The 22,314-nt window shown below is 61.7% G+C and carries 21 protein-coding genes and 1 other RNA gene; 9 read left to right on the top strand and 13 right to left on the bottom strand.

All coding sequences use genetic code 11. The features are described 5' to 3' along the window. Nucleotide 1 precedes the first annotated feature (1 nt). From ulaD to ACF8MC_RS13640, 9 genes are all read right to left on the bottom strand, one after another. On the bottom strand, nucleotides 2–658 hold the full coding sequence (gene ulaD / locus ACF8MC_RS13680) for a 3-keto-L-gulonate-6-phosphate decarboxylase UlaD (RefSeq protein WP_033649415.1): 657 nt from the start codon (nucleotides 656–658) through the stop codon (nucleotides 2–4). Next, complete coding sequence (locus tag ACF8MC_RS13675; protein WP_049212566.1) at nucleotides 655–2,145, bottom strand: FGGY-family carbohydrate kinase; 1,491 nt, start codon at nucleotides 2,143–2,145, stop codon at nucleotides 655–657. The genes ulaD and ACF8MC_RS13675 overlap by 4 nt, the downstream gene beginning before the upstream one ends. Beyond that, nucleotides 2,145–3,440: an MFS transporter gene (locus ACF8MC_RS13670; protein ID WP_033654042.1), complete on the bottom strand. Its 1,296-nt coding sequence runs from the start codon at nucleotides 3,438–3,440 to the stop codon at nucleotides 2,145–2,147. Before ACF8MC_RS13670 ends, ACF8MC_RS13675 begins: the two co-directional genes overlap by 1 nt. Nucleotides 3,441–3,566: 126 nt before the next feature. After that, the gene (locus tag ACF8MC_RS13665) at nucleotides 3,567–4,037 is read right to left on the bottom strand and encodes a YhcH/YjgK/YiaL family protein (RefSeq protein ID WP_033654043.1); all 471 of its coding nucleotides are present in this window, start codon (nucleotides 4,035–4,037) and stop codon (nucleotides 3,567–3,569) included. A gap of 13 nt (nucleotides 4,038–4,050) precedes the next feature. After that, nucleotides 4,051–5,049, bottom strand: a complete 999-nt coding sequence (gene yiaK / locus ACF8MC_RS13660) for a 3-dehydro-L-gulonate 2-dehydrogenase (RefSeq protein ID WP_089187465.1) — start codon at nucleotides 5,047–5,049, stop codon at nucleotides 4,051–4,053. Nucleotides 5,050–5,305: 256 nt separating this feature from the next. Next, entirely contained in the window at nucleotides 5,306–6,172 is an 867-nt protein-coding gene (locus ACF8MC_RS13655) for an SMP-30/gluconolactonase/LRE family protein (RefSeq protein WP_049212572.1), read from the bottom strand. Further along, entirely contained in the window at nucleotides 6,169–7,269 is a 1,101-nt protein-coding gene (locus ACF8MC_RS13650; RefSeq protein ID WP_025304163.1) for a substrate-binding domain-containing protein, read from the bottom strand. The genes ACF8MC_RS13655 and ACF8MC_RS13650 overlap by 4 nt, the downstream gene beginning before the upstream one ends. A 14-nt stretch (nucleotides 7,270–7,283) precedes the next feature. Continuing rightward, nucleotides 7,284–8,366, bottom strand: a complete 1,083-nt coding sequence (locus ACF8MC_RS13645) for an ABC transporter permease (protein ID WP_049212575.1) — start codon at nucleotides 8,364–8,366, stop codon at nucleotides 7,284–7,286. Next, nucleotides 8,359–9,912: a sugar ABC transporter ATP-binding protein gene (locus tag ACF8MC_RS13640; protein ID WP_089187464.1), complete on the bottom strand. Its 1,554-nt coding sequence runs from the start codon at nucleotides 9,910–9,912 to the stop codon at nucleotides 8,359–8,361. The genes ACF8MC_RS13645 and ACF8MC_RS13640 overlap by 8 nt, the downstream gene beginning before the upstream one ends. A 374-nt stretch (nucleotides 9,913–10,286) precedes the next feature. Here ACF8MC_RS13640 and ACF8MC_RS13635 point away from each other — a divergent pair, with 374 nt between their 5' ends. From ACF8MC_RS13635 to ACF8MC_RS13625, 3 genes are all read left to right on the top strand, one after another. Beyond that, nucleotides 10,287–11,105: an IclR family transcriptional regulator gene (locus ACF8MC_RS13635; protein WP_033649427.1), complete on the top strand. Its 819-nt coding sequence runs from the start codon at nucleotides 10,287–10,289 to the stop codon at nucleotides 11,103–11,105. Nucleotides 11,106–11,229: 124 nt separating this feature from the next. Further along, nucleotides 11,230–11,847, top strand: a complete 618-nt coding sequence (argO, locus tag ACF8MC_RS13630) for an arginine exporter ArgO (protein WP_060388361.1) — start codon at nucleotides 11,230–11,232, stop codon at nucleotides 11,845–11,847. A gap of 121 nt (nucleotides 11,848–11,968) precedes the next feature. Further along, nucleotides 11,969–12,700, top strand: coding sequence for an oxidative stress defense protein (locus ACF8MC_RS13625; protein WP_025160209.1), 732 nt, complete (start codon nucleotides 11,969–11,971; stop codon nucleotides 12,698–12,700). Between the two features lie 48 nt (nucleotides 12,701–12,748). Here the strand turns inward: ACF8MC_RS13625 and ACF8MC_RS13620 are convergent, their stop codons facing one another. Continuing rightward, on the bottom strand, nucleotides 12,749–13,642 hold the full coding sequence (locus tag ACF8MC_RS13620; protein ID WP_033635863.1) for a LysR family transcriptional regulator ArgP: 894 nt from the start codon (nucleotides 13,640–13,642) through the stop codon (nucleotides 12,749–12,751). 204 nt (nucleotides 13,643–13,846) lie between these two features. On the opposite strand from ACF8MC_RS13620, the gene rpiA reads away from it, so the two are divergent. Next, a complete protein-coding gene (gene rpiA / locus ACF8MC_RS13615) occupies nucleotides 13,847–14,503 on the top strand; it encodes a ribose-5-phosphate isomerase RpiA (RefSeq protein WP_025304157.1) in 657 nt (218 codons plus the stop codon). Between the two features lie 292 nt (nucleotides 14,504–14,795). After that, the gene (serA, locus tag ACF8MC_RS13610; protein WP_025304156.1) at nucleotides 14,796–16,034 is read left to right on the top strand and encodes a phosphoglycerate dehydrogenase; all 1,239 of its coding nucleotides are present in this window, start codon (nucleotides 14,796–14,798) and stop codon (nucleotides 16,032–16,034) included. A 48-nt stretch (nucleotides 16,035–16,082) separates the two neighbouring features. On the opposite strand, the gene ACF8MC_RS13605 is transcribed toward serA, so the two are convergent. The 3 genes from ACF8MC_RS13605 to zapA all read right to left on the bottom strand — a co-directional run bounded on the left by ACF8MC_RS13605 (nucleotide 16,083) and on the right by zapA (nucleotide 17,296). After that, nucleotides 16,083–16,691, bottom strand: coding sequence for a 5-formyltetrahydrofolate cyclo-ligase (locus tag ACF8MC_RS13605; protein WP_033638575.1), 609 nt, complete (start codon nucleotides 16,689–16,691; stop codon nucleotides 16,083–16,085). Nucleotides 16,692–16,743: 52 nt separating this feature from the next. Then, a non-coding RNA gene (gene ssrS, locus ACF8MC_RS13600) (6S RNA) lies at nucleotides 16,744–16,926 on the bottom strand. A gap of 40 nt (nucleotides 16,927–16,966) precedes the next feature. After that, entirely contained in the window at nucleotides 16,967–17,296 is a 330-nt protein-coding gene (gene zapA / locus ACF8MC_RS13595; protein ID WP_004931621.1) for a cell division protein ZapA, read from the bottom strand. Nucleotides 17,297–17,615: 319 nt separating this feature from the next. Here zapA and ACF8MC_RS13590 point away from each other — a divergent pair, with 319 nt between their 5' ends. The 4 genes from ACF8MC_RS13590 (at nucleotide 17,616) to ubiI (ending at nucleotide 22,029) form a co-directional block, all read left to right on the top strand. Further along, a complete protein-coding gene (locus tag ACF8MC_RS13590; protein ID WP_033654048.1) occupies nucleotides 17,616–18,194 on the top strand; it encodes a YecA family protein in 579 nt (192 codons plus the stop codon). Between the two features lie 55 nt (nucleotides 18,195–18,249). Beyond that, on the top strand, nucleotides 18,250–19,566 hold the full coding sequence (gene pepP / locus ACF8MC_RS13585) for a Xaa-Pro aminopeptidase (protein WP_060426908.1): 1,317 nt from the start codon (nucleotides 18,250–18,252) through the stop codon (nucleotides 19,564–19,566). Nucleotide 19,567: 1 nt separating this feature from the next. Next, nucleotides 19,568–20,746 carry a 2-octaprenyl-6-methoxyphenyl hydroxylase gene (gene ubiH / locus ACF8MC_RS13580; RefSeq protein WP_164105261.1) on the top strand — a complete coding sequence of 393 codons (1,179 nt, stop codon included), beginning with the start codon at nucleotides 19,568–19,570 and terminating at the stop codon, nucleotides 20,744–20,746. An 80-nt stretch (nucleotides 20,747–20,826) separates the two neighbouring features. After that, nucleotides 20,827–22,029 (top strand): FAD-dependent 2-octaprenylphenol hydroxylase, encoded by a 1,203-nt coding sequence (ubiI, locus tag ACF8MC_RS13575; protein ID WP_033654051.1) that lies wholly within the window; start codon nucleotides 20,827–20,829, stop codon nucleotides 22,027–22,029. The last annotated feature ends 285 nt before the right edge of the window (nucleotides 22,030–22,314 follow it).

The following is a 22,314-nucleotide window of genomic DNA, read 5'->3' as shown; positions in this document are numbered from 1 at the left end:
ATCATGATCTCCAGATGTCATCGATGGCGGTGCGGAACTGCCTGGCGGCCGCCGGCGGATCCCCGGCTTCGGCCAGCGCGCGGCCGGCGATAAAGGCGGTGACGGCGATCTCTTTAAACAGCGGCAGGTCTGCGGGCGTAATGCCGCCGGTCACCGACAGTTCGATGCCCAGATCGGACAGCGCCTTCATCCGATCCAGATCCTGCCGGCCCCAGGTTTGCCCGCTGGCCTGCGCGTCGCGGCCGCGGTGATAGATCGCCTGGCGAATGCCGAGGCCGCGCCATTGCCGTGCATCCTCCAATGTCCAGCGGCCGAACAGTTCTATCTGGATTTCACCGCCGTGACGCTCGGCGACCTCCCGCGCGCTGGCCATGGTGGCCAACGGCGCGGCGCAGATCACCGTCATCCAGTCCGCGCCCTGGCCGAAAGCCTGCTCGGCCAGCGTCGCGCCGGCGTCGGCCACCTTGAGATCGGCCACCAGCGTGTGCTGCGGGCAGCGTTCGCGCAGCGCGCTAACCGCCTGAATGCCGGCGCTGATGCACAAAATGGTACCGGCCTCGATGATGTCCACATGGGGGCTGAGGGTCTCGGCGGTGCGCAGCGCCGTATCCAAACGGGTTTGATCGAGCGCCAACTGCAGGCGCGGTTTCGTGCTCATGGAGCCTCCTTGTTGGCGGGCTGCAGATTTTGCAATGCAGCAATCAGTGCCTGATAACGTTGGTGTTTGTTGTCGTAAGCTTCAGCGGCGGCCGCATCTGGCAGCAGCCGCTCGATACGCGGCGCCAGCCGGTGCTGGGCGGCGGTGAAATCGTTGAAGGCGCCGCTGCCGACCATGGCCGCCATCGCCGCGCCCAGACAGCCGGTTTCTTCCACCTGCGGCAGCTCCACCGGCAGGCCGCTGACGTCGGCGAACATTTGCATCCAGGGGAGGGATTTGGCAGGGCCGCCGGTCACGCGCAGCGCCTGCGCCTCAGGGAAACGCCGGCGCATGCGGTTAAGGTGCGTCATGTGGCAGAACACCACGCCCTCGTAGATCGCCTGCACCAGGTGCTCGCGCTGGTGGAAGGCCTGCAGGCCGTAGAAGCTGGCGCTCAGCCCCAGGCCGGCGTTGGATCCGTACAGGAAAGGGGCGAACAGCAGATCGCCGGCGGCTTTCGGCAGGGCGGCGACCCAGCGGTTAAGCTGGCCGTAGTCCTGCAGCCCCCATTGGCGACAGAACCATTCCAGGTTGGCGGCGGACGTGGGGCTGGCTTCATGCACGATGTATTGGCCGCTTTCGGCGTGGCGGCCATAGACAAAGGGATGATCGAAACCCTCGACGATGGCGTCGGTGATGCCGCTGGTGACTGACCAGGTTCCCATCACCGCATTGAGCCGGGTTTCGTCCTGCAGGCCGGCGCACAGCGCGGTGGACACCACGTCGAACAGCCCGCCGACCACCGGGGTGCCGGTTTGCAGGCCGGTGATGGCCGCGGCGTTTGCCGCGACGCGCCCGGCGATATCGGCCGAACCGACAATCGTCGGCAGGGCGGGCATGATGTCGCCGATACCCAGCAGTTGCGCCAGCGCCGGGTCATAGCGTCCGCTGCGCATCTGATACAGGTTGGATTCGGAGATATTGGTTTCTTCGCAGGCCAGCTCGCCGGTCAGGCAATAGCGCAGGTAGTCGTGCGCCATCAGCACGCTGCCGATGCGGGCGTAACGTTCCGGCTGATGCCGCTTCAGCCAGCGCAGCAGCGAGACCGGGTGCCCGGTCCACAGCGTTTGGCGCGTTTGCGGATACAGCGCCTGCGGCACGCCCTGCCGTTGCCATTCCTGCACCAGCGCCAGCGCGCGCTGATCGGAAGAGAGCATGGCGTTGCCCAGCGGCTGCCCCTGCTTATCCAACAGAAATGCGCCCTTGCCCTGCGCCGAGATGCCGATGGCCTGGATGGCGCCGGCGGCGACGCCGCTGGCGGACAGCACTTCGCGGATCACGTCGGCGGCGGTGTGCCACAGCGATGCCATATCGCGCTCGGCCCAGCCGGGCTGCGGCGCGACGATCGCCAGATTGCGCCGCGCAACGCCGTGTTCATGGCCCCGGCGGTCGTATAATCCCGCCTTGATGAAGGTGCCGCCGCAGTCGAGCCCCAGCCAATATTCCATCATTCGTTCCTCGCGCCGTGGTCGCATTTATTGGGCAGCATCAACGCCAGCACGGAGGCGATCGCCAACGAGGCCGCCAGGCTGTAGACGCCGACATCCTTACTGAACAGGCTGATCAGGACGCCGACCATATACGGGCCGCAAAAGCCGCCGAGGTTGCCCAGCGCATTGATCACGCCGCGCGCGCCGCCGGCCACTTCGGCGTTGAACAATTTGGGCGGGATGGTCCAGAACACCCCGGCTGCCGCCTGAATAAACACGCCGCAGCCGACCAGCGCAGCGTAAGACCACCAGACGTGATCCTTCAGCAGCACCGACAGCGCCATGCAGGCAGCAAAGCAGGCCAGCGGCAGGGCGACGAAGACTTTGCGCTTGCCGGTGCGATCGGAGAGGGTGGAGATGATCAGCATGCCGAAGATGGCGCCGATATAGGGCAGGATAGCGAGCAGGCCCACTTGCTCCATATCGCCGTGGGTCAGCCCTTTCAAAATGGTCGGCAGCCACAGGGTGTAGCCGTAGATACCGGTCTGGTAGAAGAAATTCACCAGGATCAACTGCCACATGATCCGGTCGCCCAGCACCCGGCGCAGCGAGGCGTTGCGCACCGTTTTTCCTTTAATCAGCAGCTGTTCGTCGTGCAGGGTCTTCACCAGATACTCTTTTTCCGCCTGCGAGATCCATTTGGCTTCCTGCGGCCGGTTGCTGATGGTGAAGTACCACAGCGCCATCACCACCAGCGACAGAGCCCCCTCCACCAGGAACAGCATGCGCCAGTCCCAGGCGGTGATGATCCAACCCGACAGCGGGGCGGTGAGGATGCCGGCGATCGGTACGAACATGATGACGATGGCGTTGGCGCGGCCGCGCTCCTTATCCGGGAACCAGTTGCTGATCATGGTCAGCACCACCGGCAGCATGCCGCCTTCGGAAACGCCGAGGGCGAAGCGCAGGAACAGCAGCTGGTATTGGTTGGTGACCAGGCCGGTCAGCACCGAGATCACCGCCCAGGCCAACAGTGACCAGCCGATGAATTTCTTGCCGTTGCCGTATACCGCCAGCTTGCCGCCGGGCACCTGCAGAAACAGGTAACCGATGAAGAAAATGCCGCCGGCCAGCCCGGCCATCGAGGCGGTGATGCCGAGTTCGTCATCCATGCCGCCGGGCATGGCGAAGGCGATATTGACCCGGTCCATGTAAGAAATGATGCAGGTGATGAGGATCGGCGGCACGATCCTCAGCCAGCGGAGCTTGGGTATCGCCTGGCTTTGGCTGACGGAAACGGAGGCTGTATTCATAAGGACCTCTTTCGATGTTCGCTTTTTTGTAGGGTCGGGCGTTATTGTTTTGCTTGGTTTGAGCGCAAGGGCGCCCGCACAGGCCCCATGGACCGGTGTTGTTATCGTTACGGGTGTTGCGGCCGATCAGGCGCTAAACGACGCCAGCGGTATCTTCACCACCACCTTGCGTATCGCGCTGGGGCGCTGGTTAATGCAGGCCGGGCGATGCACGTCCTGCGGAAAAAATACCGCGAAGTTGCCGGGTTGCATCGTGAGCCAGGATTCATCGGCCACGTCCTGATAAAACAGGATGTCGCGCTGCGCCAGCAGCTCCTGATGAACGACGTTGTCGCCGCTGTCCGCCGCTACGCCGATAAGCTCGGTGCCGCTGACCAGAAACTGCACGTCGACGTTTTGCCTATGCACTTCCGGGCGCAGCGCATCCGGTGGTTGGGTATGCAGATCCAGCACTTGCACCACGTAGCCGGTGGCGGGATCTTCATAGCGCCCTGCGGGCAAGATGCTGAAATCGGTGCGTTGCAGATAGGCGACGGCGTTGGCGACCGGCCTCGGATACTGCTCGGGCGCGGTGTTGGCGATGTGGCCGAATATCATGATGATCCTCCCGTTACAGCGCCTGAATGCGCGCCCAGACTCGTTCGTCAATCGGAATGCCGTCGCGCAGGTTTTCTTCCAGAATGCGCGGGAACTTGTGGCCCGGCAGGCGAATGGCGACGTCGGGATTGTCCCGTTCGGCGCTGGTGACGTAGTCCATGATGCGCTGCAGTTTTTGATCGCGGCTGTCGCCGTCGATCAACCGGTCTATCTCAATCGCGATGAACACCTGGGAGACGCCGTATTCGTCGCGGTGATCTTCCGTCACTTCCGCCACCGAGGCGCCGCCGGACAGCAGGGTAGCGATCATGTCCAGCACGATCGACAGCGCCGATCCTTTCCAATACCCCATCGGCAAAATGCGCCGGTTCTCTTCGATGATGGCCGGATCGCGGGTCAGGTGGCCGTCGTTGTCGAAGCCGCCGTCCACCGGCAGGGTTTTACCCGCCAGCCGGTTCAGCTCCAGCGCGCCGTAGGAAAACATCGACATCGACATATCCACCATGGTGATCGGGTTGCCGGGCACGGCGACGATCAGCGGGTTGGTGCCGATACGGCACGTTTTGGCGCCCCACGGCGGCATCACGGCGATCGAGTTGGTCCAGCAAATGCCGATATAGCCTTTCTCCGCCGCCTGCCAGCCGTAACCGCCGCCGCGCATCCAGTGGTTGGCGTTGCGCAGCGCCACCAGGCCGATGCCATGATCGTCGGCTAACTGCATGGCGCGATCCATCATGCGGCGGGCGGTAAGGTTGCCGATGCCCTGGTGCGCATCCCATTGCTCGATCGCCCCCAGAGACAACAGTTTGCTGGGTTCGGCGTCCGGCACGATATCGCCGGCGTCCAACTGCTGAATAAAGCGCGGAAAGCGGTTAACGCCGTGGGAGTAAACGCCGCTGGCGGTGGTGTCGGCGAACATGCCGGCGCAGTCGTCGGCGGTGTGTTCCGCCACGCCGCGCGCCAGCAGCACGCGTTTGAATTGCTGTTTTAACTCGCTGTAACTCACTCTCATGCCGGTTCTCCGCCTGTGCGAATCGTCTGTTTTTGGTTCGCTAAATTTCAATATACGAAATTGCATTTCAAATAAATGCTATCCCGGCGGTTCAGGGAAGTCAAAGCAAGAGGGGGTAAAATTATTCATGAAAAACATGACGTTAAAATTGAGTGGTGGTTTTGTGATCGCCGCCACGTTTTGGTGGGAATGACGTGCTTCAGACGCGACAAAGCAGGGCGGATCGAAACCCACCCTGCGTCTTGCGAGGCCCCGGCTAACCGCGGGTGTTCAGCACCATGCGGTAGAGCGAGGTGGTGGCGGTGATATAGAGCTCATCGCCGTTCGGGCCGCCGAAGGTACAATTGGAGACGCGTTCCGGCACGCTGATTTTGTCGATCTGTCGCCCCTGTGGATCAAAGACCAGCACGCCGTCGGCGCAGCTGCAAAACAGATTGCCGGCCCGATCGACGCAGAAGCCGTCCGGGAAACCGGGCTCCACCGTCGCGAAACGGCGGCCGGCTTCCAGCTCGCGGCCGTTGACCGCATAGACGCGCAGCTCGCGGCGGCCCAGCGTCGGAAAATCCACGATCGACATGTCCGCAACGTACAGCCATTTTTCATCCGGTGAAAACGCCAGGCCGTTCGGGCGCTGCAGGTCGCAGGCGGCGATGGTCAGCGAACCGTCGCGCGGATCGAAGCTGTAGAGATAACAGCCGATCACCTGGCTTTCCGATTTGTAACCCTCTTCGTCGCCGATGATGCCGTAGGGCGGATCGGTGAACCATAGGGTGCCGTCGGAGCGCACCGCCACGTCGTTCGGCGAATTAAAGCGCTTGCCGTCGACGCGGTCGATCAACAGACGTACCTCGCCATCGCTTTCGGTGCGGCTAATGCCGCGCCGCCCGTGTTCGCAGCTGATCACGCGCCCCTCGCCGTCGCGCGCATTGCCGTTGGCGTAGTGCGACGGCGAACGGTATAGGCTTAGCTCACCCCGGCGCGACCAGCGGAACATGCGATTGCCTTTCACGTCGCTGAACACCACCGCATCCTCCTGCGGCAGCCACACCGGCCCCTCGGCCCAAATCGCCGGCGAACACAGGCGCTCGAGCCGGGCGTGCGTGCGCAATGAATCGCCGTTCACTTCACGCCCCAGATTGCTTTGTAATGGCCCTGATAATCGTTTTGCGGGTCATACAGGTTATTGGCACCGCCGTCGGCGGCGATATTGTCGCGGGTGACCAGATGCGCCGGGGTGACGTAGCCGGAAGGCGGCTGCTTGGCGAAGGCGCGGTTGAATTCGTCCAGCAGTTGCCAACCGTGCAGCTTCAAGGGTTCCGGCACCGTCGCCGACTGGCTATCGCCCGAGCGGATACGCTGGTAGGCGGAGATTGAACCGTCGCCGGCCGATACGTTGTAAGGCGCGTTCTTGCCACCTTTGCCGGCGGTCTTCAGCGCCGGCGCCATAAAGTCGAAGTACAGATCGTTGATCGCCAGCGCATATTGGAATTTGTCGCCGTATTTCTGCAGCAGGCTGAAGGTCATCGCCGGCATGCGGTTGGCGGTATCGGCCAGCGGCGTGTCGATGAATTCCAGCAGCGTGCAGCCGCTGCATTTGGCGATCTCTTCTTTCATGACGTTGGCCTTGTCCAGCGCGATTTGGTACAGCGAGTCGGTGAAGATCAGCACGCTCGCCTTGCCGCCGGACTGCACCACCGCGTATTGCGCGGCGATGCGCGCCACTTCGTTGGAGTCCGACGTGACGTTATAGAACACGTTATATTTGGCGATGGGGCCCGGTTCCGGCACCGCATGCCAGGCGGTCAGCACGATACCCTGCTGCACGGCCTTTTTCAGCGGGATCTTGGCGACGTTAGGGTTCCAGCCGCCGATCACGATGCCGTCCGGCTTTTGGGCGATGGCCTGATTGAGCGATGCCAGCTGATCTTTCACCGAGCCGCCGCCGTCGAGCGTTTCCAGCTTCCAGCCGGCGGCTTTCGCCGCTTCGCTCAACCCCTGTTGCACCCCTTGCACGCCGCCGTTCTTCATGTCGGAGGCGATAAAAATGATCTTCTTGTTGGCCTGCAGCTGCGGGCCGCTGGTGGGGCCGTCCCACTGGGTGGCGCTGGCGGTGGCCTTCGCGACGGCGGCGGTGGCCTGATCGAGATAGGCGTCGGCCCAGGCCGGCGATGCGGCGAGCAAGAATGTGGTGAACCCCGGTAACAGCCAAATGCGTTTCATGGTGTGCTCCTGGTTTAAGGGTGGGTCGCTGTCTGATTGTTGTTGTCAGCCGGCGTCGCCTGGCTGCGTTGTACCGCTTTCTGATTGAGCAGCCGGCGGCGTTGGGCATAGCCGGCCAGGGTGATCGACAGCAACAGCGTCGCGCCGTTGAACAGCGGCTCGACCCAGAATTCACCGCCGAACTGCTGAATGCCGGCGATGCCGATAGCCAGAATGGCGATGCCGACCACGGTGCCCCAGACATTGACGCGCCCAGGGCGAATGGTGGTGCTGCCGAGGAAGGCGCCGACCAGCGCCGGCAGCAGATAGTCCATGCCGACGCTGGCCTGGCCGACGCCCTGTTCGGCGGCGATCAACACGCCGCTGAAACCGGTGAGCACGCTGGAGGCGATGAAAGCGCCGATGGTGAAGCGGTTGACCGAGATGCCGTTCAGGCGCGCCGCCGCCGGGTTGCCGCCCACCGCATACATGCAGCGGCCGAGCGGGGTATGTTCGGTGATGAGCCACAGCACCACCGCGACGATCAGCACGTAAAACGCCACGATCGGAATGCCGGCGATCTCGGTGTGGTGCAGCGCGATAAAGGCATCCGGCAAGTCGCCGACGATCTGCCGCCCGCCGGAGTGCCACAGGGCAATGGCGTACAGCACGGTGCCGGAGCCGAGAGTGGCGACGAAGCTGTCGATATCGGCCAGCGCCACCAGAATGCCGTTCAGCAACCCGTACAGCGCCGAGATCGCCAGCACCGTCAGCACCGCCATCTGCCAGGAGAAGCCGTATTCCACCTGCAGCGTGATCGCCAGGATATGCCACAACACAATGCCGAAACCGACGTTAAGATCGATCTTGCCCACGATCATCGGGATGGTCGCCGCCAGCGCCAACAGGGCGATTTTGGCCTTGCTCGACAGGATCGCCTGCAGCGTCAGCATCGACGCGAAAGAGGGAGTGATCAGTGAGAACAGCACGACCAGCGCGACGCACAGCAGCAGCAGGCCATAGCGGGTGAGAACCTGCATCAGCCAGGGGCCGGCGCCGTCCTGCGCCAGACTGACGCGCTGCTCCAGCGCGGTTGATTTAACGGATGTTTTAGACATGGCCTACCTCGGATTCTGACGTGATTGCGACGCTTTCCCCGGTGCTGGCAGAGGCCAGCTCCAATAAATTGGCGAATGACACCTGCTGATTTTTCAGCTCGCCGACCACTTTCCCGCGGTTGAACACCAGCGCGCGGTTGCAAATATGGGCGATCTCCTCGAAATCGTTGGAGATCACCAGCACCGCCACGCCTTCCGCCAGGGATTTATTCAGCAGGTGGTAGATTTCCGCTCGCGCGCCGACGTCCACGCCGGCGGTGGGATCTTCCAGGATCAGCAGCGGCGCTCCCAGGTGCATCCAGCGCGCCATCACCACCTTTTGCTGGTTGCCGCCGGACAGTGCGCTGATATCGATATTGACGTCCTTGGGGCGCACGTCGAACAGCTGCACTTTCCACCAACTGGCGCCGATCTCCGCTCGCCGCCCGTAGCGGGAGAGCAGCCGGTGGCCGCTGGCGCAGGGGTTGATAAACAGGTTTTCACGCACGCTCATCGACATCACCAGGCTTTCGCCGGTGCGATCGCCCGCCACCAGCGAAACGCCGCACGCCATCGCCTGCTGCGGGGAGCTCGCCTGATAGGGCCGATCGCGAAACCGAATCGCGCCGCCGTCGGCCTGGCGCAACCCGAACAGCAGCCGGCCAATCTCTTCTTGCCCGGCCCCGCGCAGGCCGGCCAGTGCCAGCATCTCGCCCGGCTGCAAATCGAAGCTCACCGGGCCGATGTCGCCTACCGTGACGCTATCGAGCTGCAGCACCGGCGGACGATGTTCCGGTAGCGGTTCGCGCTGATCGTCCGCCATCGCTTCACCGACGATGGTTTGCACCAGATCGCGCAGCGAGTAGTCGGCGGTGCGGCCGCCGGCGACATAGCGCCCGTCGCGCATTACGCAGACCCGATCGGCGATTTCGATCACTTCGTCCAGGCGGTGGGTGACATAAATCATGCCGACCTTTTTGGCGCGCAGCCGGTTGATCACGGCGAACAGATGGCGCACGTCGTTGGCGGGCAGGGAGGCGGTCGGTTCATCCAGCACCAGCAGCTCGGCGTTGACCGCCACCGCGCGGGCGATCGCCAGCAGCGATTTTTCGGTGCGCGACAGTTCGAAGACGCGCGCATCGGGATCGAGCGCGATACCGACGTCGTGCAGCGCCTGCGCCGCCCGGCGGCGAATGGCGCGCCAGTCGATCAACCCAAAGCGGCGGGGAAACCCCATCACCAGCGCCATGTTCTCCGCCACCGTCATCCATTCAATCAGGCCGAGATCCTGATGAATAAAGGCGATCGGCTGGCGGCTGGCGCTTTTTATGGCGGCGGCGGAGGCGATGCTTGCGCCCTGAAAACGAATATCGCCGCCGTCGCGCGGGTAGACGCCCGCCAGCACTTTGATCAGCGTCGATTTGCCGGCGCCGTTTTCGCCCAGTAGCGCCAGAACCTCGCCCGGCATCACCTGCAGGCTGACGTCGTTGACCGCCACGTTGCCGCCAAATCGCTTGACGATGTGGCTGAGGGTAAGGATGGGTTGTACCGCATTATCGATAGTCATGTGATGCGCCCCTGGTGTTGCGCCCGAGCGAAGATGCCGGGCAAATCAGCTAAACCGCTGGTGAGTATCTGGCCTTTAAATTTCAATATGCGAAATTCAATTTCAAAAATAATATGACGTTCGTTGCGCTAAATCAAAGGTGATGAAGTTTTAATTGTTTTTATTAAACAATGGGTTATTTTTTACTTTGCGGAAGTGTGACCGATGGCTCACTTCAATGCGGGGGAAATATTGCGGATTTTTGGCCCGCTGCGGACAATGAAACGGCGTTCCGTCTTCACGTGATGCAGGCCTTGGGGTAACATGCCCGGCAAAGAGCATGCTGACTTCGCCGCAGCGCCGGTTGGCGGTTCGACACTGGAGAGATTTTCGCTATGAGCCTGAAAGCCGTCGACGAGAAAGATGACAAGAAAGACAAACCGCTGGGCAGCCAAAGCCTGTTCCGCGGTTTGCAGTTGATTGAGATCCTGAGCAATTTCCCCAATGGATGCCCACTGGCGCATCTGTCCGAGCTGGCCGGCATGAACAAGAGCACGGTGCACCGCTTGCTGCAGGGGTTACACACCAGCGGCTATGTGACCCAGGCGCCGTCGCCGGGCAGCTACCGCCTGACCACCAAGTTCATTTCCATCGGCCAGAAGGCGCTGTCGTCACTCAATATCATTCACGTGGCCGCGCCGCATTTGGAACAGCTGAATCTGGAAGTGGGTGAGACGGTCAACTTCTCCAGCCGCGAAGACGACCACGTCATTCTGATCTACAAGCTGGAGCCGACCACCGGCATGATGCGCACCCGCGCCTATATCGGCCAGCATATGCCGCTGTACTGTTCGGCGATGGGTAAAATCTTCATGGCCTACGGCAACGACGATTACCCGGCCCACTACTGGCAGAGCCATCAGCAGGAGATTCAGACGCTGACGCGCAATACCATCACCGAGCTGCCGAAAATGTATGAGGAACTGGCCGATATTCGCCAGCGCGGCATGGCGATGGATCGCGAAGAAAACGAGCTGGGGGTCTCCTGCGTGGCGGCGCCGGTATTCGATATTCAACAGCGCGTGCCCTATGCGGTGTCTGTTTCTCTGCCGACCGCCAAGCTGCAGCAAATCGGCGTCAAAAGCCTGATTAAACCGGTGCTGGCCACTGCGCAACGCATCTCGCAGGAGCTGGGGTTCGTCACACCGATTTAAGTATTAGCATCTCTGATACTGGATTAGAAACATCAATTTCACCTAATGATCGCTTCCTCGTATGATGCGCGTGTTGACCGACACGCGCCCTCATCCGGCGCCTTTTATCATTCGAGGAATCCCCATGTTAGCCGTCTTCCTGCAGGGTTTTGCCCTGAGCGCCGCCATGATCTTGCCGCTGGGCCCGCAGAACGTATTCGTGATGAATCAGGGCATTCGCCGCCAGTATCATTTGATGATCGCCTCGCTGTGCGCGTTGAGCGATATCGTGCTGATCTGCGCCGGTATTTTCGGCGGCAGCGCGTTGCTGACCCGCTCGCCGCTGCTGCTGGCGCTGGTCACCTGGGGGGGGGTGGCGTTTCTGCTGTGGTATGGCTGGGGCGCGTTCCGTTCCGCCTTCAGCCCGCAACCGGCGCAGGCCGCGGCGCAGGAGCTGGCGCAGAGCCGCTGGCGCCTCGTGGTCACCATGCTGGCGGTTACCTGGCTGAACCCGCACGTTTATCTGGATACCTTTGTGGTGCTCGGCAGCCTGGGCGGGCAGCTGACGGCGGACGTACGCTCCTGGTTCGCGCTCGGCGCGGTCAGCGCGTCGGCGGCGTGGTTCTTCGGGCTGGCGCTGCTGGCCTCCTGGCTGGCGCCGTGGCTGAACACCCAGCGGGCGCAGCGCATCATCAACGCGCTGGTCGGGCTGGTGATGTGGGGCATCGCGCTGCAGCTGGCCTGGCAGGGGGCAAATTTATAAGAATTTGCCACTAATCCGAATTCAAAACGCCGCGCGATATGCTACGTTTGATGCCAGGAATCCGGCGGTTCTCACAGGGAAAAGCCGGCGATCAGAGACAGCCTGTCATTAAGGAGACACTGTGAAGCTAAAAGCATTGGCTATGGCCGCAATGGTCGGATTAGGGACGTTACCGATGGCGCTGCAGGCGGCTGAAGTGCCTGAAGGGCCGCACGTCGTCACCTCCGGCACCGCCAGCGTGGACGCCACGCCGGATATCGCCACCCTGGCGATCGAAGTGAGCGTTTCCTCCAAAGACGCCGCCCAGGCGAAGAAGCAGGTGGACGAGCGCGTAGCGCAGTACTTTGATTTCCTGCAGAAAAATAACATCGAGAAGAAAGACATCAGCGCCGCCAACCTGCGCACCCAGCCGGAGTACGACTACCTGAAAACCGGCGAGTCGGTGCTGAAGGGCTACCGGGCGGTGCGTCAGGTGCAGGTAACCCTGCGTCAGTTGGACAAGCTGAACGAGCTGCTGGACGGCGCGCTGAAATCCGGCCTGAACGAGATCCGCGCGGTGGAGCTGGGCGTCGCCAAGCCGGACGTGTATCGCGAGCAGGCGCGGCAAAAAGCGATCGAGAACGCGACTCAGCAGGCCGAATCCCTGGCCAAAGGTTTCCACGCCAAGCTGGGGCCGGTGTACAGCATTCGCTACCGGGTCGCCAACTACCAGCCGATGCCGGTGGCGCGGATGTATAAGGCGGCCGGTGCGGCGGCGGAAAGCGACGCGGCGCAAACCTATGAGCAGCAAAGCATTCACTTCGACGATCAGGTGGATGTGGTGTTCGAGCTGCAGCGCAACGCCGCGCAGTAAGGTGTTCGTGTTGAAGAAAAGGTTCGCTGCGGCGAACCTTTTTTCGTTTTAATCCTGGCGCAGCACCTGGTGGCCGTGTTCCAGCAGCGCGTCGGTCACTTTGCGCATCATGCGGCTTTCCGGCGCGAAGCGGTGCCAGTACAGCATGCGGCGCTGATACAGCCCCGGCGTCAGATCGATCAGCTCACCGGAAGCCAGCTCCTTTTCGATCTGCAGATGCGGGATCATACAGCAGGTGGTGCCCTGACGCGCCAGCTGCACGAAGGCTTCCGACGAGTTCACGATATGGCAAGGCACGCTGCCCGGCGACAGATCGAAGTTCTGCTGCAGGAACGCCTGGTGCATGTCGTCGAGATGATCGAAGGCCACCGCCGGCGCTTTCAGCAGCGCGGAGCGGGTGACGCCGCTCGGGAAATAGCGCTCGGCGAAGGCGCTGGAGGCCACGAACAGGTAATCCAGCGCCCCCAGCCGATCCACCAGGCAGCTAGGCAGCGGCTGCGGCTGAATACTCACCGCGCCCACCACCTCACCGCGGCGCAGCCGCTCCTGGGTGCGGGTTTCATCTTCCACCTGCAGATTCAGGCGAATTGGGGAATCCGCCAGCACCGGCTTCAACGCCGGCAGCAGCCAGGTTGCCAGACTGTCGGCGTTGACCGCCAGCGACAGCAGCAGCGGCGTATCGACGCCGGTGTCGTTGCCCAGCCACTCTTCTTCCAGCAATTCCACCTGATGCAGCAACGCCAGCAGCTTTTGCCCTTGTTCGGTCGGGCGCGGCGGCACGGTACGGACCAGCAGCGGTTGGCCGAACAGGTTTTCCAGCTGTTTGATGCGTTGGGATACCGCCGATTGCGTGATGCAGAGTTTTTGAGCGGCGCGCTCGAAGCCGCGCTCACGGATCACCGCGTCCAGCGCTTGCAGCGTACGATAGTCTGGGCGTTTCATCGGAAAGATATCCCTTAAATTAGAATGATACCGGCACTATGCCACATTTTGCGCGCGGCGCAGGTGGAAAAATCACGCCCCCGTCTCGCCGCTAAGCGGCTAAAAATGCGGGCTGCGGCAAATAAGTGTGATCCTGCCGGCGTGAAAAACAGCGTTTTACCCTATAATACGCACACGTTTTCGTACAGAGGCAAGGGACATATTATGACGCAGGATGAACTGAAAAAAGCGGTGGGTTGGGCAGCGCTGGAATACGTGACGCCGGGCACCATCGTCGGGGTCGGCACCGGTTCTACCGCCGCCCACTTTATTGACGCGCTGGGCTCCATCAAGCACCAGATCGAAGGCGCGGTGTCCAGCTCCGACGCCTCCACCGCCAAGCTGAAAAGCCTCGGCATCCATGTGTTCGACAGCAATGAAGTGGACTCGCTCGATATTTATGTGGACGGCGCGGACGAAATCAACGGCCATATGCAGATGATCAAAGGCGGTGGCGCGGCGCTGACGCGCGAGAAGATCATCGCCGCCATCGCCAAGAAATTTATCTGCATCGTCGACGCCAGCAAGCAAGTGGACGTGCTGGGCAAGTTCCCGCTGCCGGTGGAAGTGATCCCGATGGCTCGCTCTTACGTGGCGCGTGAGCTGGTGAAACTCGGCGGCCTGCCGGAGTATCGCCAAAACGTGGTGACCGACAACGGCAACGTGATCCTCGATGTGCATAACTTGAGCATCACCGACGCCATCGCGCTGGAGAACAAGATCAACGGCATCGCCGGCGTGGTGACCGTGGGGCTGTTCGCCAACCGCGGCGCGGACGTGGCGCTGGTCGGCACCCCGGAAGGCGTGAAAGTGGTCAAATAAACCTCCGCCGTTTGTGGCCCGGTAGTGCCGGGCCGCATAATTCTTCGGTTAAAATATCTTTTCTGAAAAACGGCAAATTTGGTGACTTATGTCACATTGTGAAAACTGACTCCCCAAAGCTTCTGCCGAAAACTTTCCCTATGGCATTTTCTGCCGTAAACCGCCATCAACGCTGCGCCTTGTCCTGCCGGGCAGGCAATCGTTTGTATTGCCGCCCGCGTTATTTTTGTTATGTTGGATGGGAGCTGTGTCGTCACAGCCGCTTCTGAAGTCTGAACATAGGGTCGGGTAAATGGCAAAAGTATCATTGGAGAAAGACAGGATTAAATTCCTGTTGGTGGAAGGGGTTCATCAGAGCACGGTCGATAATTTACGTGCCGCCGGTTATACCAACATCGAATACCACAAGGGTGCGTTAGACACCGAATCGCTGAAGGCATCCATCCGCGATGCGCACTTCGTCGGCATCCGATCGCGTACGCATCTGACCGAAGAGGTGTTCGCCGCCGCAGAAAAACTGGTGGCGGTGGGCTGCTTCTGCATCGGCACCAACCAGGTTGATCTGAAAGCGGCGACCAAGCGCGGTATTCCGGTCTTCAACGCCCCGTTCTCCAATACCCGATCCGTGGCCGAAATGGTGCTGGGCGAGCTGCTGTTGATGCTGCGCGGCATTCCGGCCGCCAACGCCAAGGCGCACCGCGGCGTGTGGCACAAACTGGCCGTGGGCTCCTACGAGGCGCGCGGCAAAAAGCTGGGCATCATCGGCTACGGCCACATCGGCACCCAGCTGGGCATTCTGGCCGAAGGGCTGGGCATGAAGGTGTTCTTCTACGACATCGAGAACAAGCTGCCGTTAGGTAACGCGCAGCAGGTGCGTCATCTGTCCGATCTGCTCAATATGAGCGACGTGGTGACGCTGCACGTGCCGGAAACGCTGGCCACCAAGAACATGATGGGGGCGGAAGAGCTGGCGCTGATGAAACCGGGCGCCATTCTGATCAACGCCTCGCGCGGCACCGTGGTGGATATTCCCGCGCTGTGCGACGCGCTGGCCAGCAATCACCTGGCGGGCGCGGCGATCGACGTCTTCCCGGAAGAACCGGCGACCAACAGCGATCCGTTCAACTCGCCGCTGTGTGAGTTCGACAACGTGCTGCTGACGCCGCACATCGGCGGCTCCACCCAGGAAGCGCAGGAGAATATCGGCGACGAAGTGGCCGGCAAGCTGGCGAAATACTCCGACAACGGGTCGACCCTGTCCGCCGTCAACTTCCCGGAAGTGTCGCTGCCGGCGCATGGCCCGAACGCCAGCCGCCTGCTGCACATCCACGAAAACCGCCCGGGCGTGCTGACGCAGATTAACCAGATCTTCGCCGAAGAGGGGGTTAACATCGCCGCACAGTATCTGCAAACCGGGCCTGAAATCGGCTACGTGGTGATCGACATCGAAGCGGAAACCGCGCGCGCCGACGCCGCGCTGCAGCGCATGAAGGCCATCGACGGCACCATTCGCGCCCGTCTGCTGTTCTGATTCGGCGGCTCGCCGCAACGAAAAAGGCCGGAGCGATCCGGCCTTTTGCTATTTGGGCTCGTGCCACGCCCAGCTGCAGAGCGGGGTGAGGATTTCCGGCAGCGGGATATCCCAGTGCTCGATCGGCAGGCGCTCCACCTGCTGGCAATCATGGGCCAGGCCGATAGGATAGGGGCCGCCGCTGCGCCAGTTTTGCAGGGTGCGATCGTAAAAGCCGCCGCCCATGCCCAGACGCTGCCCGGTATGATCGAACGCCACCAGCGGCGTCAGCACGACGTCCAACTCGCCCAGCGGCAGCACCTGGCGCACATCGAGGCGCGGTTCGAGAATATTGAAGCGATTGCGCACCAGCGGCGTTTCCGGCGCATAGCGCAGGAACAGCAGGTGGCCCGGGCTGAACGGGTGCAGCACCGGCAGGTAAACCCGTTTGCCGAGCGTCCACAGTTGCTCGATCAGCGGCCCGGTGTCGAGTTCACCGTCAAACGACAGGAATACCGCGATGCTGTGCGCCGCCTTAATGTGCGTATGCGCGACGAGGCGCTCGGCTATCTTGTCTGCGGCAAAGCGTTGCTGGCCCGGCGTAAGCTCGCGCCGACGTTGGCGTATGAGTTGACGAATGGCTTGGCGCTGCTGCGCAAATTGGGGTTGAAAAGGCATCGTATCAGGCTTGCTCAGTGTGGCGTTCGGCACACATAAACCGCTGAGAAGGGGAATCTCCGAGATGCCGTCGCAGGCTGTAACCCTTGAACCCATGGTTCAAGGTGAACGTGCCGTCGCAATCTTAAGGCTTCTCGGCGCACCGAGCGTGCTCACCGATCGCGGAGCAACACATTCTGTTTGTACTAAATATCGGCTCAGGGGACTGGCCCGCTGGCGAACATCTCAGAGAAATTTTGTACTCGTTGCCGAAACTGTGATTTCAACAACTTAAGTTATTCGAATTGTGCATCCTGACGTTCAGAGATGCGACCTTGTTCAAGCAACGCTTGTTCAATGGTCTGCTGCAGCATCCGTATGCGTTGTTCCATATTGGACGCATAGTCACGGGTTTTCAACCGTTCTTGAGCAAGTTCGTGACAGACGTTCAATGCCGCGATGAAAACCAGTTGCTCAGTATTGGAGACTCTAGTGCGAACTTTAAGATCTTGCAACCGTTGGTTAAGATCGTCCGCCGCCATATTCAACGCATCTTGTTGTTCTGGCGGGCAATTGACTCTTAACGAGCGGCCAAAAATTTGAATATCTACCGGTTGTGCAGACATGCCACCTTCCTGCCTAAATTTCGCGCCAGCCTTGTCCGCCCTGGCCGGGCCGTCAAAGCGGGCGCCACTATATATACCTCGGTACCAAGATACAACCCCTTTTTCAGTACCTGGTTGTAATCTACTGTGGCGCACATTGCCAGTCAAAAAAGGGTTTCAAAATGCGTATTTACCGCACTTTCGTCACCCGCCGGCGCAGTGTGAAACCTGCCACATCGCGATTATAACTAGCCACTGAGGTGTCGCGCTTATCTGGTATAGCGACGGACCTTGGTGGTAGCATAACACGAACTTATCCTGCCAACGATGACGAATGCGCATGTCTATACAGAATACATTTCCAAGTTACCAATCTTTGACCGTGGCCCTCAACCAGCAGTCGGTGGCGCTGACCGCGGCAGAAATGCACGGCCTGATCAGCGGCCTGCTGTGCGGCGGCAGCCGTGATGCCGGCTGGCAGGCGCTGGTGCACGATCTGACCAACGAAGGCGTCGCCTTCCCGCAGGCGCTCAGCCAACCGCTGCAACAGCTGTATGAAGTGACGCGCGAAACGCTGGAAGACGACGAATTCCTGTTCCAACTGATGTTGCCGGAAGGGGAAGCCGTCAGCGTGTTCGATCGCGCCGACGCGCTGGCCGGTTGGGTCAACCACTTCCTGCTCGGGCTGGGCATGATGCAGCCCAAGCTGGCCCTGGTGAAAGACGAAGTCGGTGAAGCGATCGACGATCTGCGCAACATCGCGCAGCTGGGCTACGACGAAGACGAAGATCAGGAAGAATTGGAGCAGTCGCTGGAAGAAGTGGCGGAGTATGTGCGGGTTGCCGCCATCATGTGCTACGGCGAATTCACCCGTCACAAGCCAACGGCGCCGGAAAACATCAAACCGACGTTGCACTAAACGTCCTATCGGCCCTCCGCCGGCGATGCGGATGGCATGATTTCAGGAGAAGGTAATGACTCAGCAGGAATTCAACAACCGCCGTCAGGCGCTGTTGGCGAAAATGGCGCCGGCCAGCGCGGCGGTTATTTTCTCTGCGCCGGAAACGACGCGCAGTGCAGATTCAGACTATCCCTATCGGCAGAACAGCGACTTTTGGTACCTGACCGGCTTCAATGAGCCGGAAGCGGTGCTGGTGCTGATCAAAAGCGACGACACGCACAACCACAGCGTGCTGTTCAACCGGGTGCGCGATCTGACGGCGGAAATCTGGTTTGGCCGCCGCCTGGGGCAAGACGCCGCGCCGGCGAAGCTGGGCGTGGATCGCGCGCTGCCGTTCGATGAAATCAATGACCAGCTGCACCTGCTGCTCAACGGCCTGGACGTGGTTTACCACGCGCAGGGCGAATACGCCTACGCCGATCAGATCCTGTTCGGCGCGCTGGACAAGCTGCGCAAGGGGTTCCGCCAGAATCTGCAGGCGCCGGCCACCGTGACCGACTGGCGGCCGTGGCTGCATGACATGCGCCTGTTCAAATCGCCGGAAGAGTTGGCGGTGATGCGTCGCGCCGGTGAGATCAGCGCGCTGGCGCACACCCGCGCGATGGAAAAATGCCGCCCGGGCATGTTCGAATACCAGCTGGAAGCGGAAATTCACCATGAATTCACCCGCCTCGGCGCCCGCTACCCCTCTTACAACACCATCGTCGGCAGTGGCGAAAACGGCTGTATCCTGCATTACACCGAGAACGAGAGCCAGATGCGCGACGGCGATCTGGTGCTGATCGACGCCGGTTGTGAGTACCAGGGGTATGCCGGCGACATCACCCGCACCTTCCCGGTCAACGGCAAGTTCAGCAAGCCGCAGCGCGCGGTGTACGACATCGTGCTGGCGTCGCTGCAGCGCGCTTTGGAACTGTTTAAACCCGGCACCAGCATCCGCGAAGTCAACGACGAAGTGGTGCGCATCATGGTGGTCGGGCTGGTGGAACTGGGCGTATTGAAAGGTGAAGTCGATCAGTTGATCGCCGAGCAGGCGCACCGGCAGTTCTTCATGCACGGACTGAGCCACTGGCTGGGTCTCGACGTGCACGACGTCGGCCACTACGGCACGCCGAGCCGCGATCGGCTGCTGGAGCCGGGCATGGTGCTGACCGTGGAACCGGGGCTGTACATTGCGCCGGATGCGGACGTGCCGGCGGAATACCGCGGCATCGGCATCCGCATCGAGGACGACATCGTGATCACCGCCGACGGCAATGAAAACCTGACCGCCACCGTGGTGAAAGACGCCGATGCCATCGAAGCGTTGATGGCGGCGACAAGGTCATAAAATGAGCGTAATTATCGTTGGTGGCGGTATGGCGGGCGCGACGCTGGCGCTGGCTATCTCGTCGCTTACTCAGGGAAGAATGGCGGTGGATCTGGTCGAGGCGACTCGGCCGGATGACCACAGCCATCCGGGCTTTGACGCCCGCGCCATCGCACTGGCGCAGGGCACTTGCCAACAGCTGGCGCGCATCGGCGTTTGGTCGGCGCTGCGCGATTGCGCTACGCCGATCGCTCAGGTGCACGTCAGCGATCGCGGCCACGCCGGTTTCGTGAATCTGCAGGCGCAGGATTATCAGGTCGATGCGCTTGGCCAGGTGATCGAACTGCACGACGCCGGGCAGCGGCTGTTTGCGCTACTGGCGAAGGCGCCGGGCGTTACGCTGCACTGCCCCGCGCGGGTGGTGGAAGTGATTCGCACCGCCGAGCGGGCGGAAGTACAACTGGATACCGGTCTGCGCCTGTGCGGGCAACTGCTGGTGGCGGCCGACGGTTCGCGTTCGGCGCTGGCGCAGGCCTGCAACGTGCAGTGGCGGCAGGAGGACTATCCGCAGTTCGCCACCATCGCCAACGTCACCACGGCGGAAGATCCGCAGGGGCGCGCCTTCGAGCGCTTTACCCGCTACGGGCCGCTGGCGCTGCTGCCGATGTCGCAGGGGCGCAGTTCTTTGGTGTGGTGCCATGCGCGCGAAGATCGCGCCCGGGTGGACGCCTGGGACGACGAGCGTTTTATCGCCGAGCTGCAACAGGCCTTCGGCTGGCGGCTGGGGCGCATCCTCAAGGCCGGTAAACGGCACAGCTATCCGCTCAGCCTGCTGACCGCCGATCGCCATGTCAGCCATCGTCTGGCGCTGGTGGGCAACGCGGCGCAGACGCTGCATCCGATCGCCGGGCAGGGGTTCAACCTCGGTCTGCGCGACGTGATGTCGCTGGCGGAAACGCTGGCAGAAGCGGTGAACAGCGGCGAAGACGCCGGTGGTTATGCGCTGCTGAGCCGCTATCAGCAGCGGCGGCAAAACGATCAGCAGGCGACGATCGGCGTGACCGACGGATTGATCCGCCTGTTCGCCAACCGTTATGCCCCGCTGGTGGTCGGCCGCAACCTGGGGCTGATGGCGATGGAGCGTTTGCCGGCGGTGCGCGACGCCTTCGCCAAGCGCACGCTGGGCTGGGTGGAACGTTAGACACAGAATCGGGCGCCCTGTGGCGCGCCCAAAACGCGGCGCGGCAAGGCGTCGCGCGTTATTTAAGGAAATCGAGCAGCATGCAATCATTTGACGTGATTATCGCCGGTGGCGGTATGGTGGGGCTGGCGTTGGCCTGCGGCCTGCAGGGCAGCGGGCTGCGCGTGGCGGTGCTGGAGCAGCGCCAGCCGGATATGGCGCCGCCGTCGGAGCAGCCTGCGCTGCGGGTCTCCGCCATCAATGCCGCCAGCGAGCGTTTGCTGCAGCACATCGGCGTGTGGGACGACATTCTCCAGCTGCGCGCCAGCGCCTACAACGCGATGGAAGTGTGGGATCGCGACAGCTTCGGCAAAATCGCCTTCCGCGGCGACGAGTGCGGCTTCAGCCATCTTGGCCACATCATCGAAAACTCGGTGATCCAGCAGGCGCTGTGGAAACGCGCCGAAAGCCTGTCGGACATCACGCTGATTACCCCGGCCGCGCTCAAGCAGGTGGCGTGGGGCGAGAACGACGCTTTCGTCACGCTGGAGGATGGCCGCATGCTGACCGCCCGCCTGGTGATCGGCGCCGACGGCGCCCAGTCGTGGCTGCGCCAGCACGCCGACATTCCGCTTACCTTCTGGGATTACCGCCACCATGCGCTGGTCGCCACCATTCGCACCGAAGAGCCGCATCAGGCGACGGCACGGCAAATTTTCCACGGCGACGGCATTCTGGCGTTCCTGCCGTTCAGCGATCCGCATTTGAGCTCCATCGTCTGGTCGGTGACGCCGGAAGAGGCCGAGCGGCTCAAGCAGTTGGAACCGGCGCAGTTCAACCGCGAACTGGCGATGGCCTTCGACATGCGCCTGGGGGCTTGCAGCCTGGAAAGCGAACGGCTGGCGTTCCCGCTGACCGGCCGCTATGCGCGCAGTTTCGCCGCGCACCGCCTGGCGCTGGTGGGCGATGCGGCGCATACCGTGCATCCGCTGGCCGGGCAGGGCGTGAACCTCGGCTTTATGGACGCCGCCGAGCTGATTTCCGAGCTGCGCCGCCTGCAGCGGCAGGGCAAGGATATCGGCCAGCACCTCTATCTGCGCCGCTATGAGCGCCGCCGCAAACATGGCGCGGCGGTAATGCTGGCCAGCATGCAGGGGTTCCGCGAATTGTTCGACGGCAACCACCCGGCCAAAAAGCTGCTGCGCGACGTGGGCCTGCGGCTGGCGGACAGCCTGCCGGGCGTCAAGCCGAAGCTGGTGCGTCAGGCGATGGGCCTGAACGATCTGCCCGAGTGGCTTGCCTGACATCCTGCCTTCTGCGAGCCCTCCGCGGGCTCGCGCTTCTCGCCTTATGCCATCGTCTTTCCTTATATAACCCTCATTTGAAATAATCTAATTTCAGCCGCTTTTTATCATTACTTTTTCTAATTCCATGTTCGGTTATCAAAAGTCGGAATCTCATGTGCGGCCGTCGGTTTGTTATATAACTTCGGAGTTTTGCCGCTTTAATTGTTAATTTTGTGCCTTAAAGCGCATTTTTCCAGTGAAAAACTCTGCACACTAGCCCGGCATTTTACCGCCCCGGAACGG

The sequence above is a fragment of the Serratia sp. LACPHL-BACT-2024-00286 genome (assembly GCF_043109535.1).
GTDB lineage: Bacteria > Pseudomonadota > Gammaproteobacteria > Enterobacterales > Enterobacteriaceae > Serratia > Serratia sarumanii.
This window is presented reverse-complemented; position numbering and strand designations above follow the sequence as displayed.